The sequence below is a fragment of the Mesorhizobium sp. M0898 genome, assembly GCF_040319695.1.
Taxonomy (GTDB): Bacteria; Pseudomonadota; Alphaproteobacteria; order Rhizobiales; family Rhizobiaceae; genus Mesorhizobium.
Window position 1 is genome coordinate 1 of record NZ_JAMYOE010000077.1, and the last position, 15,640, is coordinate 15,640.

A 15,640-nucleotide genomic window follows, 5' to 3' on the forward strand; every position below is an offset into this window, starting at 1 on the left:
CCGCCCTCCGGCCCCACACGCGGCGCCCCGCGGGGTCCGCCCCGCGGGCCCGCGCAAGTCCCCGCGCGGGGTTCCCGCCCGCGCCCCCGGGCCCGAGGCGTAGGGGGCGGGGGGCCATCCGCGGCGGGCCGAACCGGCCAAGGCCATGCAGGAACGCCAGCGCCGCAGCGATCAGGATCGTCAGTGTCAGCGCCAGGAACGGCGGCTCGACCAGAAGCTTGGCGAGGTCATATTTCCGCCCCGCGCCGTGCAGTGTCAGATCGAACATGACCAGACCCTTGCCAGGCCGCAGCCATTGGATTAGGTCGCGCGCCGCGGCCGCCTTGTCGGCATCTCCAAGCGCGGAATTGTTGATTAGGTCGGGGTCGGTCAGGATGAAAAAGGGTTTGTCTTGGAATTCGATGAGGACGGCCTTGCCGCTGCCTGCCGCAATGATCGGGTGATCGTCGGCAACCCATTGCATGTCTTGCGGCGCGGCGACGAGATGGCCCCGGATCTCGAGTTGCTCGACGGTGCTCCTGCCGACACCGAGCTTAGCCTTGGCGATCCGGCCGAGCCAATCGTTGACTACGGTGTCGGGCAAACGCTCGATTTTCATCTTCCATCCCTCATGCTGCTGGAGGGGCAAGGTCTGCCATTTGGGCAGCACGAAGAGAGTCTCGCGGTCATCGCGAAGCTCAAGAATGTGGTCGAGCGCCTCCGGATCGCTGTCGGGCGAGATGGTGACGATCAGCAGTATATCTCTGGCAAGGTCGTCTTCGGTCCGCGCCATCAAGGGCGCTTCGCCGGTGAGCCGCAGCCATTCCGCCAGGCCGGCGTAGCCGACGCCGCTTTTCGACAGCGGCGTGGCGCCGCCATTGCCGGGTTGCCGGAAATCGGGAGCATAGGTGGACAGCAGGAAGAAACCGGCCGCCGCAAGGAGGCTGGCGAAAATCCCCCAAAACAGTGTCTTTCGATTGAACGGCTCCTGTGCCTCGACCGCCGGTGCGCTCACGTCCAGGCATCCCGGAAGGCGAAACGTTCATAGGCGCCGCGCGCCTGCCGCCAGCCTTCCGCGCCGACCGGCCGGCGCGCGAACAGCGCCGCCTCGACAATGCGGGCGATCTCGGTAAACGCATGGCGCGCCCTTCCCGGCAGGGAAGGGGCATTGGCGATGTCGCGCGCGGTGAGCGACGGGCGCAGGAAGTCCGGCAGCCGGCCGGCAATATCGGCGACGCTGCGCCGAAGCAAAAGGTGAACCGCCTCGTCGTAGTCGCCGCGTGCGGCCAGCGCATCCGCTTGCGACAACAGGATCTGCGCGGCGCCGGCGTCGGGGCGCCAGGCTTCTTCGTCTTCGACTTCGGGTCGGGCGCGCTGCCACGGCAGCCGCCAGGCGATGCCTTTCACCTCGAGGAAGACCAAAAGCAGGATGATTGCGACGCCCGATATCACCGCCCCCCAGAACAGATAGATCATGTAGGGACCGAGCCACGACAAAAAATCCTGCAGCGGTTTCAGCCATTCGGGCGGCTTCGGCGGCACATAGGCCGGCAGGTCGAACTGGATCGACTCATCGGCGATCAGCTGCTTGTGCAGATTGGTCAGCCGTTCGGCTTCCGCTGTGCCTGGCTGTGCCAACGCCACCCTCTCCCCTGCAACCTGTGGTTCCCCAGCCGACACTGGCAATGCGGCAAGACAATTGCAAGTGGACTAGACGTCGACCTCCAATGTTGGCACATTTAATGCGGGGATCACCAGCCGATATGCGGTGATTAAGCGGGGGACGCATCATGGTTTCAATGACATTGGAACGGTCGGACAAGTTTCGCATCGGCAGGGTTTTCAGCAACAGTTTTGCGGTTATCGGCCGCAATCCGGGTCTGTTGGTCGGACTAGCGGCTCTTTTTTCCGCCCTTCCGGCACTGGTGCTTAACCTTTGGAATTACAGCAATTTTGCCAACATCAATATTGCTAGTCCCGAAACTCTGGCTGTTGCCGATCCCTCGGCGATTCTACGCAACTCGTTAATATCGGTGGCTTTTGGCTTGATATATCTTGTGCTGGCTTTGTTGTTTCAATCATCACTGGTGAGGGCGACGATAGAAGACTTGAACGGCAAGCGCCCGGCAATCGGTGACTGCATCCAAATAGCTTTACGCTGCATATTCCCGACGCTTGGGATCGGGCTGGTGGTCTTTTTCGTCATGGTCCTCGGGGTTGTTGCGATTGCCGTCGCAGGGCTGATTATCCCGATCTTCGGGACGATCATCGCGTTCGTGATGCTGCTTGTTCCCGGCATCATGTGGTTGCTTGGTATATCGGTTTCCGTACCCGTGCTGATCCAGGAGCGCCTTGGCGTGTTTGGCTCGATGTCGCGGAGCCGCGCCCTGACGAAGGGCAGCCGCTGGTCACTATTCGGCCTTTTGCTGATTCTGTTCTTGGTGGCGATTGCCTTCCAAATGGCATTCGCTTTGGTGTTTGGATTGGCTTTCGCCCTTACCGGCAGCCTCTCGACCGTTGGCCTGATTGTGGGCGCGATTGGAAGCGCCGTTGTGTCAACGGTCGTGTCGACGGTAATATCGGTTGCCATCGCCGTTAGCTATGTCGAGCTGAGACAAATCAAGGAAGGCACCAGCGTCGAAGACTTGGCGGAAATCTTCTCGTAGCGACAAGGGATTTGCTGCCTTCATCGCGTCAGGATCGGTCTGGACTGGATAGGTAATATCGTGGCGTCAATAACGCTGGAACAGCCCGACAAATTTCGCATCGGCAGGGTTTTCAACGACAGCTTTGCCGTCATCGGACGCAATCCCGTTCTTTGCCTAGGGCTTGCCTTGATTTTCTCCACCCTGCCGAGATTCGTATTTGCGCTCTGGTTCAGGAATACCGTTACGAATGTCGAGCATGGCGGCCCGGAATTCTCGGTTCAACGGATCGCGCTCACGGTGGTTGGCGCGATCGGCTATATTGTCCTCATGTCCTTGCTGGAGGTGGCTTTGACGCGCGCTGCCATCGAGGATTTGAGCGGCAAGCGGCCGTCGATGCGTGATTGCATCGGGACGGCCGTGGCACTCATGCTGCCGGCAATCGGCATTTCGCTGATTGTCAACATTGGCTTCACAGTCGGCCTCGTGCTGCTCGTCGTTCCGGGATTTTTGTTGTTGGTTCTCTGGGTTGTAGCGATACCGGTTCTGATTCAGGAAAAACTGGGGGTATTCGCGAGTTTGGGCCGCAGCCGCGATCTTTCCAAGGGCAGCCGTTGGTCTCTGCTCAGTCTCTGGTTCCCCCTGTTCGTAGCTTTGGTCGCAACAAATTTCACGTTGGGCCGCGTCCTATCCCACTTAGGCATTCCGCTCGTGTTCTTCCTGGACGCTCTGGCGCGCGCGGTCGAGCAAGTCGTGTTTTCCGTTGCCATCGCCGTCAGCTATGTCGAGCTGCGCCAGGTCAAGGAAGGCACGAGCGTCGAAGACTTGGCGGAAATCTTCTCCTGAGGACGGGTGGAGGCTTTTCACCGGGTGCCATCTCGTGTTGCGCTCGAGCAGCCGAGCTTGTTCATAAAGCCTTTGTCTGCGCCGGTAACGCTGTGGCCAGCCGCTTCGCCCATCCCTCGATGCCGGAGCGGCCGGCCAGCAGGTCCTGCCTGATCTCGATGAGGACCGCGGGAATGCCGCGATCGTCGCCATGGACCGGTATGGCGTAGTCGCCGTCACGGCTGATCACGTAGGGCTCGTTTGCCGCGGCGTTGAGCGCACTGTCTGCGCGCAGGCCGGCAAGCACTGCCTGGCCGAAATCGACTGCTCGGTCGTAAAGCACGCCGGCGTGCCAGGGCCGCGCAATGCCGAGGAAGACCGGCGTGAAGGAGTGGATCGTTGCGATCCGCGTCGGTCTGCCCTGCTTCGACCGGTCGTCGAGATGGGCGGCCACGCGGTCATGAAACGGCGCGAACATGATTTCGGCACGCCGGCTTCGCTCCTCCGGATCGAGGCCGACATTGCCGGGGATGCCGGTGTCCTCCGATAGCACCGGAATGCTGCCGCTGGAACCAAGCGGCCGATTGAGATCGATCAAAAGCCGCGAATAGGAGCTGAGGAAAGCCGGAGCATCGAGCAGCTTCGACAGAGTGCGGGTCACATCGGCGGCGCCGATGTCCCAGGCGATATGGCGCTGCAAATGGCTGCTGTCGAGACCGAGCCGCGCATACTCGGCCGGGATGTGATTGGACGCATGCTCGCATATCAGAACGATATCGGAACGCCCCGTTTCGTTGATTGCTTCGACCGCTGGAAGCCAACCTTCCGGTAGGATGGCGTTAGCAAGCGGCTCAGCCATCAATACAGCGTCCGGTAGAGATCGCAGACCGCCACTGGGTCGAGACCGGCGAGGCGCTCGGTCTCATGCCGCTTGAGGCCGACAAAGGTCTCGACGAACACCGGCGCGAACCATCCGGTGACGGTCTTGTCGGCGACGAGCGCGTCGAGTGCCGCCGGCAACGTTTCCGGCAGCCGCACGAGGCCAAGCTTCTTGCGCTCGGCAACGCTCATCAGCGTCGGGTCGCCCGAGACAAGCGGCGGCGCCGGCAGCTTGGCCTTCAGCCCTTCCAGCCCGGCGCGCACGATCGCCACCAGCGACAAATAGGGATTGCCGGTGGCGTCGGCTGCCCGGTATTCGATATTGTACTGCCGCGCCGGATCGCGCCCGCCGATCGTCACCGTCGGGCAGATGCGCAGGCTCGCCTCGCGGTCGCGATCGGCAAGCCAGGTGTAGGACGAACTCCAGCTATGCGGCTTCAGCCGGTAGTAGGACGACACACTCGCCGCCGTCATGGCGGTGATCGCGGGCAGGTGGCGCAGCACGCCGGCACAGAACGAAGCGGCACGGCTGGAAAGGCCGCCAGGCTGGGCCGGGTCGCAGGTCGCCGGCTTGCCGGCCTCGTCGACGAAACTGAAATGGATGTGGACGCCGTTGCCGACGGCATCCGGCGCGATCTTGGGTGCGAAGCTGGCCCGCCAGCCGGCACATCGCGCGACTTCGCGCGTGATCTCGCGGATGGCGACGGCGCGATCGGCCGCGGCAAGCGCATCGGCCGGCTCGCACGTCACCTCGAACTGGTCGGTGCCGAATTCGGCGATCACCACTTCGGGCGCGACGCCGGCTTCCGCCAGCGCCGCCATCAGATTGGCGGCAAACGGGTCGGCGCGGCGCAGTGCTGCCAACGACATCGAATGAGCCGGCCCAAAGTCGCCCTCGATATGGAATTCATGCTCGAAGGCGGCGATGACGGAAAGCCCGGCCGCTGCCTTCAACTCCGCCAGCGCATCCTTGAGCATGGTCCGCGTACAGCCGACCCACGGGCTGCCGTCGAGTTCGACGATGTTGGCGGCGACCATGTCGAAAGGCGTCGCCGATCCGGTCAGCGCCGTGCGAAACCGCGCGTTGAGATCGGGAATGAGCCGCACATCGCCGGACGAACCCCAGGGATTGGGATCGACGATCGAGTTGAACGGCGTCAGCGACAGATTGGCCTGCAGCCAGCCGACGCCGGTCGCGGCGATCTTCTGCAGCTTGCTTTCGACGACCGAGCGGCCGCGCGTGATCGCCGACAGATCGGTGGTGACGACGGCAACCAGCGGTTCGACGGTCATGCAGCTTTTCCCAAGGCTTCGAAACGGCCCGTAACGGTGGCGGTATCAGTGACCCAGCAATAGCCACCGAAGGCTTTTAGCGCGCCATCATGGCGCTCCTGCGAGGCGGCGGCGCAGGCATCCGATACGCAGGTGACGAGGTAGCCGCGATCGGCGGCATCGCGCACCGCCATGTCGACGCACTGGTCGGTCATGATGCCGGCGACGATCAGATAACGCACGCCGAGGTTCTTCAGGACATAGTCGATGTTGGTCGAGTTGAAGACGCCCGACGACGTCTTCGGCAGCATGATCTCGTCGCCGACCGGCGCCAGCGACGGCACCGGCAGACCTTCCGGTCGGCTCGGCGCGACATGGATCGGCGTCAGCTTGTGGTCGAGCGAGCGGTCCCGGCCGTCTTCGGTCAGGCTCTGGATGATGGTATGGATCACCTCGACGCCGTTGGCCCGCGCCGCCGCCAGAAGGCGCTCCTGGTTGGGGATCGTTTGCGACGCCGTCTGCCGGTAGAAATAGTGATCGGGACCGCGCTCCGGATGCGCCGGATCAGCACCCGGCTCCAGCCAGACCCGTTGCATGTCGACCAGCAGCAGCGCGGTTTCGCCAGCCCGGAACGGCTCGTTTCGTTTCGGCAGTGATGGCGTCATGCTTGGGGGTCCTGTGTTGCTGACTACAATCCGGCTGATTTAGCTGATTTTGGTCCACGCGTCCTGCGTGACCGCGCAGCTAAGCGAGCACTGTTGGATACTGCCAAGATGTTGGTTTGCAATGAACGATAACAACGGAAAGACGAATATCTCTGGCGCGCGAAGGGAAGTGATATGAAGCAGCCCTTATTGCGCACTAGGCGAGCCGTTATGCGCATGTGGATGCGGCAGGCCAGCGAACATGGTCGACCATCGCATTGCGCCGAAAGGTGACATGACTTTGTTTTGGGACCGCACCAATTGCCAGCCTTACAATCGCGGCTGCAATAGCAGGAAGAACATCAGGAGCGAGGGTGGGTTTAGGTGCACCGCTATCCGACGTCAAACTCGCGTATATATTTAGACGCTTGCTGAAGTAAGGCATAAAATATAATAGTTATGAACTCGCTCTGCAGAAGATTATTATCAACCAACAGCCTGCATGATACTGCGATATCGAACAGGGATACGCCAAGCACTGCAAGCAGGAATACGGCTACGCCAGAGGCCGCATGAGTTCCAAGGCCGCCCAAGCCAAAGTCACCTGACGTTCCGAGAACAACTGCAGAGATACCAAGAAATACGAATAACAATACAAATAGGGCTATTGGCGAAGTTATAACAACAATAAAATTCTCAATCACCTTCTTATCAGTCCTCTATCGACAATGAACATGATTGACGAACAGAGAAGGCCGAAGACAAATAGCGATGCTAGATCAAGATCACCTTTGTATTCGAAGATTCTGCCGTGGACGAAACCATGCAAGAAGGCCGCGATTATCGGCCCAATAACGAGGCCTGGAAACAAGTAGCCGGTTATTTTCATTTTGTTTCGCTCCCGATATTCACCCATAATCGTAGCACTTCAGGGTAAATAGATCGCTAATCGTGGCTGTCTAGGCATCACCCCACCGGGTCGGCAACTTTTAGCGACCCCTTCCTGACCACGCGTGCCTAGCAATTCGGATTACCGTGACAGTGCACTAATTTCTTTTCGCCGCCTGCCTCGTTTTCCGGGTTTCACGGCTTTGCCGATTTGCCCGGCGATGCTCTCGGCCCACGGGTGCCTCGAAAACCGCGACATCCGGGACGCGGCAATACTCGATGAGCAGTTCTTGTGGAAGACTTTAGGACGTGAAAACACCTTAGCTCGCCCGCACGGTGCTGGGGAGCGGCAGACCGGGAACGCCGGCAAGGTGCCCATGCCACCGGGGGCGACGGTAAAAAGTGCACTCACCGTAATTCTGATCTATACTCCGGACACCGGACCGAACGCCTACGGCGAAGCGAAGGGCGGATGAAGTGCTTGATAGAGTTCTCTTTTTAGTCATGGGGCGATATTAAGATGTTAGCCTCCGACCTGACGAAATTTATCGAGCAGGATCATCTGGCTCTGGATGCCTTCGTAAAGGGCGATCCTGAGCCCCTGAAAAACCTCTACTCGCGACAGGACGACGTCATTATTGCCAATCCCTTTGGCCCGCCGGCGAAGGGATGGAGAAAGGCCGCTGAGACCATGGAACGGGCCGCCACCAATTACCGGCACGGCAAGGCCATCGGCTTTGAGCGCATCTCGGAGTATGCGACAGCCGACTTGGGATACATCATCGAGGTCGAGCGGTTCCAATCCAAGGTCGGTGGTGGCAACAAACTGGTGCCGATTGCGCTTCGAGTCACCACCATATTCCGGCGCGAGGAAGGCGCGTGGAGGATCGTCCTTCGTCATGCCGATCCGATAACCTCGGCACGCCCGCCGACGTCCATTGTCGGGGAGTAGAAGGGTTGCCGGAGAGGTTTTAGGAATTACGGTGACACCCATTAGGCCGGCCTCCCGTCAAGCGGCGCGCGGAACTTTTTGGCGGCGCCAGCCGCCAATTTGAATCCTTCTTTCCTTCCCTTAGCGGCAGGTTTTGAACCGCACCCGTTTCTTTACGCTTGGCTGCAATGAACGATCGCGCCAGACACCCATAAGGATCAAGCATTGGTCAGGCCTTGCGGCTTTCCCTTGTCCTGGCGGCTCAGCCGCCCCAGAAGAACGTTGATTCCGCGCCGTGTCCAAAGGGTCTTTCAGTTTCCATGGCTGTCGGGTTCTCGAGCCAATCTCCGCCTGGCTGCACCATTTTTCTTTTCGCTGGCGACTGTGGCCTCGAAGACGCTGCAACTATTGCGGGTGCCTTAACTGCGACTGCCCAAAGTTGTAAACATAGTCATTTTTCAGTGTATGCTGAAGGCGATCAAGGCCGAGCGTTGCCTGATCACGGGGGCGAGTGCAATGCAGACAGTGATGAGCCAAAAATTGGCGAGCTACGGCCAATGGACCTACCGGGGCGCGTGGGCACTTGAGATCGCAGCCGCAACGATTGGCCTTACGACAGGCGTAGCTTTAGGCGTCCAAGCGTTTTCTGCGAGTGAATCGGTAACTGCAATGGATTTGACGCTCGCCAGTGCGCCCTTTCTCATGGTCGCAATTGCTGAGCTAACGAAAATACCGATAGCCACCCTGCTTTTTAGCGCATCGTGGTTATGGAAGCCCGTAATCCTGGCGTTTCTACTCGTATTGGCAGGCATAACTTTCGAAACTGTATTCATGGGAATGGAGCGAGCGGGTGCGCTGCGCCAACTGCGCTATGAAGAATTGGTAAACAAAATCGACGCATTGGACCAGGAAGCCAAAAAGCTGGCTTCGGCTGACGAGCTTGGCCGAAAATCCGATCAGGTCGAGCAGGCGCGTTCCGAAATTGAGCAGCTTACACATCTTGCGGAAAAATCTCGCGCGACCTTTCAGTCGCAGATAGCCGAGGTCAACGCTGAGTTAGAGGGAACGACAGCCATCACCCCCGAGGCCTCCCGCGTTCGGGATCAGGTGGACGAAAAAAGCGCGGTTCGACAGGCCCTGTTTCAGCAGCGAGATAGCGAAATAAGGGACGCAGTCGATCAGTTTGAGCGCCAGCGCGACAGCTTTGTCGAACGCATCAAGATGGCGCGCGATTCAGCCGACAGTGACTCGGCTCGAAAGCTAGAGTCGGAAGTGGCCAAACTGGCTAATCCACGCGCAAAAATCGTTGCCAAGTTCGACGTACAGATAGAACCGCTAGATGAGGAGATCGCGGCCCTACGGGGAGCTTTCGATCGTTTGCGGGCAAGCAGCCCTCCTATGACTGCCGATCAGAGACAGAAACTCACCGACAGACGTTCATCTTTGGAGCAGACACGCGACAGCGATGCTGGGGCTTGGCAGCGCAGATTGGATGAAGCCGGCAAACGGCTCGCGGAAGCCCAATCCGCCGAGGCCAACAAGGCAAATACGTCGGCGGAAAATCAGGTAAGACAAGACCAGATTGCCAAAGAGCTTAGCGATTTGGAGAAAGAGCGGATTCCCATGGCGCGGACCGATCAGGTCCGGCGTATCGCTTCACGATGGTATGGGAGTAAACCGGAACTGGTAACCGAACGGCAAGCCGGAACAATCTCGGTAATCTGGTTTAGCTCACTTGCGATCATTGCCGCGCTCGCGGGACCAATCACAGCAATGGTGGCACTTGCTCTGCAGCGGATTGCCGCCCGAGAAGAGGATACGTCTGGGAGCAAGTTTTCCAGGCTGCTTCGTAGAATGCTTTTGAGTTGGCGTTGGCGCCGAGTTCGAACAATGGAGGTGCCGGTCGAGATTGCGGTCGAGAAAGAGGTCGAGAAACGGGTCGAGGTGCCGATCGAGAAGGTCATCAAAGAAATCCTTTACGTTCCGCTCTTCACCGACGATCCCGAAGTTCTTCGAAAAGCCCTGGATCAGGACTTGCCGGCTGAGGTGGCGGATCTCGTGACCGTATCCATGAAAGGTCGCAAAAGTGCTCGTCCGGCATAATACCTCACTGCTTGAGCAAGCCGTCGATCTCGTCATTCAGAGATCGGCAATTCCGACCTTGCAAGCTCAGGCGGCAGCTCAAGAGAAAACAGCTCGAGCGACTGCCTTTCGCCGGATGGCGACGGGCGGAGCCATTGCAGTAGCGGCTGTCGGGATTGGGCTGGGTATAAAACTCGGTCTCTGGGATAAGAGCTTGCCAGAGCCAATGGTTTTATCGACGATAGAGCAATCGAGCGTGCGCACTGTCCCGAATGTTGATCACCCGCCTATTCCCATCCCGACCCCAAAGCCTGCGCCGGACGAAACGCCACGGATTGACGTGCCTGCCAAGCCTGACGTGGTGACGGTCGATTTCAATAAATTCGCCACCAAAAGTGTGGAATTCCAAGGCATCAAGTGGGAGCTCATATCGGGTCATCACTTCAAGGATGAAAAGGACGAAACGTGGGACCGGGCATGGTGCTATTCTCGCCGAAGTGTCAACGGCGTTGACGTTAACGTAGCATTAGCGTCCCGATCTGCCCCGAACGCGCCTCCAGTCGGACCAGGCGCTGCCGTTCAGACCCTCCAACTGGTCGGTCTCAATGATTCATCCGCTGTTGATCTGGTAACAAAATGTGCGTGGCTGGACGGTCGCACATTTGCCTCATCGGACGTCATTCCAGACCAGTCTCGAGAGCAGGCAAACGCTGTACCAACACAAACTGCTGTGCCCGAAGTCGATCCGGACAGCGGATTTGTGGTCGTATCCGGGTGGGACGCGATCGGAAACGACCTGCCCGATATGCCGATTAGAAGCGTGAGCTCCGAACAGTGCCAAAGTGCCTGCGACAGAGACTTCAAATGTTTGGCGGTTACCTACAACACAAAATTCCAGGCTTGCTTTATGAAAGGTGATGCCTCGCTCTTGGTCAAAAGCGCTGAGTCCATCATGGCTGCCAAGAAGGTGGTGGAGGGAAACCTGCGCTATTCGAATTTGGTGTTCGCCACAAAAACAGAAATCTCCGGCAATGCATATTGGAACTCTCCACTCCGATATCCAGACTGCATACTGCAGTGCGCCAACGACAACTCCTGCTTAGGTTTTAATTTCCGCAAAAAAGAAAGTGCGTGCGTTCTGTTCAACAGAATAACTCAATCCGCGGACAACGCAGCAGTTGTATCTGGCATCAAGAGCGTGGCCAACTAAAGTTGCTTTAGAAGGTTCCCATTCGGACTTCCTCTACCCCTCGTGCCGATTTGGCGAATGACGTCTTGAAGAGAACATGATGGCTCAATCCTCGACCGCCTCTGCGCGGCATCGAGCGTGCCGCGCGCGGCCAGCATGCTGATCGCCGATTCGCGGACGTTGACGGCGGTCGGAATGGATTGCTCACGTCCTTACAATGGGACTGAAAAAGGGTTCGGAATAGTGGCGAGGTGGAGCTTTGATGTCGCGATGACAGGGCGCGGATGATGCCGTAAAAAGCCGTCGATCGCCCGAGCTTCCTATTCTGACCTTCTTCCGCGATATTTCTATTTTTTGGGAAATGCCGAAAAAAGCCAAAGAAATCAACTGGCTGGGGAACCTGGATTCGAACCAGGACTAACGGAGTCAGAGTCCGTGGGTCTACCGTTAACCTATTCCCCAGCAGGCGCGGCCGTTGAAAACCACACGGGCAGGGCGACGATGTCGCCGCGCGTGCCTTGTAGCCGCCGCCGGAAAATAGTCAACCCTGCCGTAGGCATTTCAATCGGCGCGGTTGCTTCAGATTTGCCCTGTCGTCACTCCTGCCGGCGTTTGCGCTGCCCTCACCCTCTCCCCGTGGAGGACGGGGAGAGGGGGGTCGCCAGCGTTGCGTCGGAGCCCCTTCTCCCCGTTCTTCACGGGGAGAAGGGTCCCGGCAGGGGGTTGAGGGGCGGCGCCTACATTGAGGATTGATCTTCTCACGGTCGTCATCAGGCCTGACGCGATTGCCAAGCTTCAACTCTCGCTGCGGGAGTATTGCGAGTGCTCGAAGAACAGCACCACGCCGAGCGCGATCAGCAGCGGGATGATCAGGTAGAACAGCCGGAACACCAGCAGCGCCGCCAGCACGCCGACCTGGTCCATATGCGACAAGCCAGCGAGGAACACCACCTCGAAGACCCCGAGCCCGCCCGGCGCATGCGAGATCTGCGCGATCGAGAACGACACCAGGAAAACGCCGAGCACGACAAAATAGCCGGGATTGCCGGTGGCGGGCAGGGCGAAGAAGATGATCGCCGCCGCCGCCAGCAGCTCGATCGGGCCGACCAGCAATTGCCGCGCCACGATCGGCAGCGCCGGGTAATGCAGCTGGAAGCTGCCGATCCTGAGCGGTCTCAGATGCAGCCAGCTGCCGAAGACATAGGCCGCCACCACGAGCAGCATGGCGAACCCTGCTGCTTGCGACAGCCGGTGATGCGGCGTGCCGGAAAACCGGTCGATCACCTCAGGCTCGAGCAGCAGCACGATGCCTGAGACGAACAGCGTCGACAGCACGAAGGTGATCCAGCAGATCGCCACCAGAATGCCGACATCCTGGCCGGTCAGGCCCCTGGTGCCGTAGGCGCGGTAGCGGATCACCGCACCGGAAAATACCGAGCCGCCGATATTGTGCGACAGCGCGTAGGTGGTGAACGAGCAGAAGGTGACGAACAGCCACGATACTTTCTTGCCGATGTGCAGCAACGCAATGTGGTCGTAGCCGGCGAGCGAGGCATAGGCGATGACCGAGCTCAGCGCCGCCAGCACCCAGCCGCGCGCCGGGATGGCGATTATGCCGGCCCAGACATCATCGAGCGAGATGCCGCGCAATTCGTGCAGCAGCAGCCACAGCGAGAACACCACCGCCGCGATGCCGATCACGGGCCAGAAATAACGCCTCCAGTTCATGGCTTGACGATCATGCGTTGCAGCCCGTACCCGTTTTCGCAGCAGGCAAACCGCCCGCGTTGCCGGATGATTTACCCTCCATTTCAGAAATGCCTCATTGAAGCCGGCTATTCAACCGGGAAGGCGCGTTGTGGCGCTCGCGCCTTCCCTTCTCCCAAGGGGACAAGGGCTCACCGACGTCGCCGCCTTCACGCCGCCGGCAAAATTCGCCGCGAGCGCTCTTGGTGATCCGGCCCGGCGCTGATAGTCTGGCGGCAACTTGAACATGTAAAAGCGCCTGCTGCGTCCGGTCTCCGGTTCGCGCGGCGCCGGAAGGAACGACAGTGGAAGACCACGAAGCCGGCGCTGGCGCGCCGGAAGTGGGCGTGTCCAGGGGTTCGCCGACGCCGTCCGGCCAGGCAAATCCATCCACCGGACGCTACGGCCGTCAGGTGCAACCCTGGTCCGGCAATGGACAGGCTGGCGACACGTCCCACGACCACAAGGGCCAGAACGGCTCGCATCAGAACGGCAAACCCAAGAAACGGCGCAAGCGGCGGCGCGGGCGCAAGGTTTTCGCACGCGACGAGACTCGTCCGCTGGCGGCCGGCGCTTCGGTGCCCGCCGCCGGCGGGGCCTCGGCCGCTCGCCCGTCCCAGCCAGCGGCTTCGATCGCGCCGCAGTCCTCGATCGCGCAATCGCCTTCGATCGCGCAATTGCCTCCATCCTCGCCAAGGCCGGGGCAAGGTGCCCGCACACCGCCGCCGCTACAGGAATTACCGGTGTTTGCCGCGCTCGACCTCGGCACCAACAATTGCCGCCTGCTGGTCGCGGTGCCGACGCGCCATGGCCAGTTCCGCGTCATCGATGCCTTCTCGCGCATCGTCAGGCTGGGCGAGGGCCTTACCGCCAATGGCCGGCTCGGCGACGCCGCAATGGACCGCGCGGTCGAGGCGCTGAAGATCTGCGGTGACAAATTGCGCAACCGCAAGGTCAGGAAAGCCAGGCTGATCGCCACCGAGGCCTGCCGAACCGCCGCCAATGGCGTCGAGTTCCTCGAGCGCGTCGAGCGCGAGGCCGGCCTGAAGCTGGAGATCATCGACCGCCAGACCGAGGCGCGGCTGGCGGTGTCGGGCTGCGGCTCGCTGGTCGAGCGCGACACGCAAGGCGTCGTGCTGTTCGACATCGGCGGCGGCTCGTCCGAAATCGCGCTGATCGACCTCACCGGTCAGCGCTCGCCAAGGCTTGCCAACCATATCGTCTCGTGGACGTCGCTGCCGGTCGGCGTCGTCTCGCTGGCCGAGCGTTTTGGCGGCCGCACGGTGACACGCGAGATCTTTGGCGCCATGGTCGAGGATGTCGCAATGCGGCTGCGCGCCTTCGACGGGCGCGACCGGCTGAGCCACCTCCTGGCCAGCCCGAAATTCCATTTGCTCGGCACATCGGGCACGGTGACGACGCTGGCCGGCGTCCATCTCGATCTCGAACGCTATGACCGCCGCCGCGTCGACGGGCTGTGGATGGATCGCGACAGCGTCGACCGCATGGTCGAAAAACTGGTCGGCTGGGATTTCCAGCAACGCGTCGCCAACCCTTGCATCGGCGCCGACCGCGCCGACCTGGTTCTGGCCGGCTGCGCCATACTGGAGGCGATCCGTGCCGTCTGGCCGTCGGAGCGGCTGCGTGTCGCCGACCGTGGCCTGCGCGAGGGCATATTGAGCGAGTTGATGGCCGATGACGGCGTCTGGCGGCGAGGCCGGCAATGACCAAGAAACCGGAAAGACCGAGCTCCGCCGGCATTCGCGTGCTGAAGACGAAGATCAAGAAGAAAAGCGGCCTGAAGGAATCGTCGCGCCGCTGGCTGCAGCGCCACATCAACGATCCCTATGTCCAGCGCTCGAAGGCCGACGGCTATCGTTCGCGCGCCGCCTACAAGCTGATCGAGATCGACGACAAGCACCATCTGCTCAAGCCAGGCATGAAGGTGATAGACCTTGGCGCGGCACCCGGCGGCTGGTGCCAGGTCGCCGCCGCGCGCACGAAGTCTACCGCGGAACGCCCGAACGTCGTCGGCATCGATTACCTCGAGATGGACGCCGTGCCGGGCGCGCCGGTGCTGCTGATGGATTTTCTCGATCCGCAGGCACCCGAAAAGCTGGCCGAGACGCTGGGCGGCCAGCCCGACATCGTGCTCTCCGACATGGCCGCACCGACCACCGGCCACAAACGGACCGACCACATCCGCACCATGCATCTTTGCGAGGTGGCGGCCGATTTCGCGCTGTCGGTATTGAAGCCTGGCGGACATTTCCTCGCCAAGACGTTTCAGGGCGGCGCCGAGAACGAATTGCTGGCGAGACTCAAGCGGAATTTCCGCTCGGTCCATCACGTCAAGCCGCCGGCCTCACGCGACGAATCGGTGGAGCTGTATTTGCTGGCGAAGGATTTCAAGGGCGGAAACGGCACAGCGTAAAAATCGCTCTGTAGCGATCCTTCGCACGCCCCTCTGTCCTGCCGGACATCTCCCCCTCAAGGGCAGGGCTATCGCATATGAGTGATGGCATTGATGAGATAGTCGTCGTTCCAGGCGCATTTCTTG

14 protein-coding genes and 1 tRNA gene are annotated in these 15,640 nt (G+C 60.4%); 7 read left to right on the forward strand and 8 right to left on the reverse strand.

Translation table 11 applies throughout. The features are described from left to right. Positions 1 to 994, reverse strand: a 994-nt coding sequence (locus NKH90_RS33025) for a DUF4350 domain-containing protein (protein ID WP_352823409.1), incomplete at its 3' end; no start/stop codon positions are given. Then, positions 991 to 1,623 carry a DUF4129 domain-containing protein gene (locus NKH90_RS33030; protein WP_352823411.1) on the reverse strand — a complete coding sequence of 211 codons (633 nt, stop codon included), beginning with the start codon at positions 1,621 to 1,623 and terminating at the stop codon, positions 991 to 993. The genes NKH90_RS33025 and NKH90_RS33030, both read right to left, overlap by 4 nt. A 146-nt stretch (positions 1,624 to 1,769) precedes the next feature. Between NKH90_RS33030 and NKH90_RS33035 the strand changes: the two genes are divergently transcribed. Further along, a complete protein-coding gene (locus tag NKH90_RS33035) occupies positions 1,770 to 2,645 on the forward strand; it encodes a DUF7847 domain-containing protein (RefSeq protein WP_352823414.1) in 876 nt (291 codons plus the stop codon). Positions 2,646 to 2,705: 60 nt separating this feature from the next. Next, positions 2,706 to 3,470, forward strand: a complete 765-nt coding sequence (locus NKH90_RS33040; RefSeq protein WP_352823416.1) for a hypothetical protein — start codon at positions 2,706 to 2,708, stop codon at positions 3,468 to 3,470. A 61-nt stretch (positions 3,471 to 3,531) separates the two neighbouring features. Here NKH90_RS33040 and NKH90_RS33045 read toward each other — a convergent pair whose 3' ends face one another. The 4 genes from NKH90_RS33045 to NKH90_RS33060 form a co-directional block, all read right to left on the reverse strand. After that, complete coding sequence (locus tag NKH90_RS33045) at positions 3,532 to 4,308, reverse strand: N-formylglutamate amidohydrolase (protein ID WP_352823419.1); 777 nt, start codon at positions 4,306 to 4,308, stop codon at positions 3,532 to 3,534. Beyond that, the gene (locus tag NKH90_RS33050) at positions 4,308 to 5,621 is read right to left on the reverse strand and encodes a type I glutamate--ammonia ligase (protein WP_352681691.1); all 1,314 of its coding nucleotides are present in this window, start codon (positions 5,619 to 5,621) and stop codon (positions 4,308 to 4,310) included. The genes NKH90_RS33045 and NKH90_RS33050 overlap by 1 nt, the downstream gene beginning before the upstream one ends. Continuing rightward, positions 5,618 to 6,265, reverse strand: a complete 648-nt coding sequence (locus NKH90_RS33055; RefSeq protein WP_352823422.1) for a cysteine hydrolase family protein — start codon at positions 6,263 to 6,265, stop codon at positions 5,618 to 5,620. The genes NKH90_RS33050 and NKH90_RS33055 overlap by 4 nt, the downstream gene beginning before the upstream one ends. Positions 6,266 to 6,636: 371 nt before the next feature. Next, positions 6,637 to 6,948, reverse strand: coding sequence for a hypothetical protein (locus NKH90_RS33060; protein ID WP_352823424.1), 312 nt, complete (start codon positions 6,946 to 6,948; stop codon positions 6,637 to 6,639). A gap of 704 nt (positions 6,949 to 7,652) precedes the next feature. Here NKH90_RS33060 and NKH90_RS33065 point away from each other — a divergent pair. From NKH90_RS33065 to NKH90_RS33075, 3 genes are all read left to right on the forward strand, one after another. After that, positions 7,653 to 8,084 (forward strand): YybH family protein, encoded by a 432-nt coding sequence (locus NKH90_RS33065; RefSeq protein WP_023674442.1) that lies wholly within the window; start codon positions 7,653 to 7,655, stop codon positions 8,082 to 8,084. 444 nt (positions 8,085 to 8,528) lie between these two features. Further along, positions 8,529 to 10,166 (forward strand): hypothetical protein, encoded by a 1,638-nt coding sequence (locus NKH90_RS33070; protein ID WP_352823426.1) that lies wholly within the window; start codon positions 8,529 to 8,531, stop codon positions 10,164 to 10,166. Then, positions 10,150 to 11,355, forward strand: a complete 1,206-nt coding sequence (locus tag NKH90_RS33075; protein WP_352823428.1) for a PAN domain-containing protein — start codon at positions 10,150 to 10,152, stop codon at positions 11,353 to 11,355. Before NKH90_RS33070 ends, NKH90_RS33075 begins: the two co-directional genes overlap by 17 nt. Positions 11,356 to 11,722: 367 nt before the next feature. On the opposite strand, the gene NKH90_RS33080 is transcribed toward NKH90_RS33075, so the two are convergent. Together NKH90_RS33080 and NKH90_RS33085 are read right to left on the reverse strand one after the other, a co-directional pair. Further along, a tRNA-Gln gene (locus tag NKH90_RS33080) sits at positions 11,723 to 11,796 on the reverse strand. A 333-nt stretch (positions 11,797 to 12,129) separates the two neighbouring features. Further along, complete coding sequence (locus NKH90_RS33085; protein ID WP_352823430.1) at positions 12,130 to 13,062, reverse strand: lysylphosphatidylglycerol synthase domain-containing protein; 933 nt, start codon at positions 13,060 to 13,062, stop codon at positions 12,130 to 12,132. 323 nt (positions 13,063 to 13,385) lie between these two features. Between NKH90_RS33085 and NKH90_RS33090 the strand changes: the two genes are divergently transcribed. Together NKH90_RS33090 and NKH90_RS33095 are read left to right on the forward strand one after the other, a co-directional pair. After that, a complete protein-coding gene (locus NKH90_RS33090) occupies positions 13,386 to 14,807 on the forward strand; it encodes a Ppx/GppA phosphatase family protein (RefSeq protein WP_352823433.1) in 1,422 nt (473 codons plus the stop codon). Next, entirely contained in the window at positions 14,804 to 15,514 is a 711-nt protein-coding gene (locus NKH90_RS33095; RefSeq protein WP_352823435.1) for an RlmE family RNA methyltransferase, read from the forward strand. Before NKH90_RS33090 ends, NKH90_RS33095 begins: the two co-directional genes overlap by 4 nt. The last annotated feature ends 126 nt before the right edge of the window (positions 15,515 to 15,640 follow it).

Bases quoted from the DNA above. Each gene is read 5' to 3' on its own strand.
- NKH90_RS33095 (WP_352823435.1), top strand. From the start codon at position 14,804: ATGACCAAGAAACCGGAAAGACCGAGCTCCGCCGGCATTCGCGTGCTG.
- NKH90_RS33045 (WP_352823419.1), bottom strand. From the start codon at position 4,308: ATGGCTGAGCCGCTTGCTAACGCCATCCTACCGGAAGGTTGGCTTCCA.
- NKH90_RS33070 (WP_352823426.1), top strand. From the start codon at position 8,529: ATGCTGAAGGCGATCAAGGCCGAGCGTTGCCTGATCACGGGGGCGAGT.
- NKH90_RS33065 (WP_023674442.1), top strand. From the start codon at position 7,653: ATGTTAGCCTCCGACCTGACGAAATTTATCGAGCAGGATCATCTGGCT.
- NKH90_RS33055 (WP_352823422.1), bottom strand. From the start codon at position 6,265: ATGACGCCATCACTGCCGAAACGAAACGAGCCGTTCCGGGCTGGCGAA.
- NKH90_RS33035 (WP_352823414.1), top strand. From the start codon at position 1,770: ATGGTTTCAATGACATTGGAACGGTCGGACAAGTTTCGCATCGGCAGG.
- NKH90_RS33085 (WP_352823430.1), bottom strand. From the start codon at position 13,062: ATGAACTGGAGGCGTTATTTCTGGCCCGTGATCGGCATCGCGGCGGTG.
- NKH90_RS33050 (WP_352681691.1), bottom strand. From the start codon at position 5,621: ATGACCGTCGAACCGCTGGTTGCCGTCGTCACCACCGATCTGTCGGCG.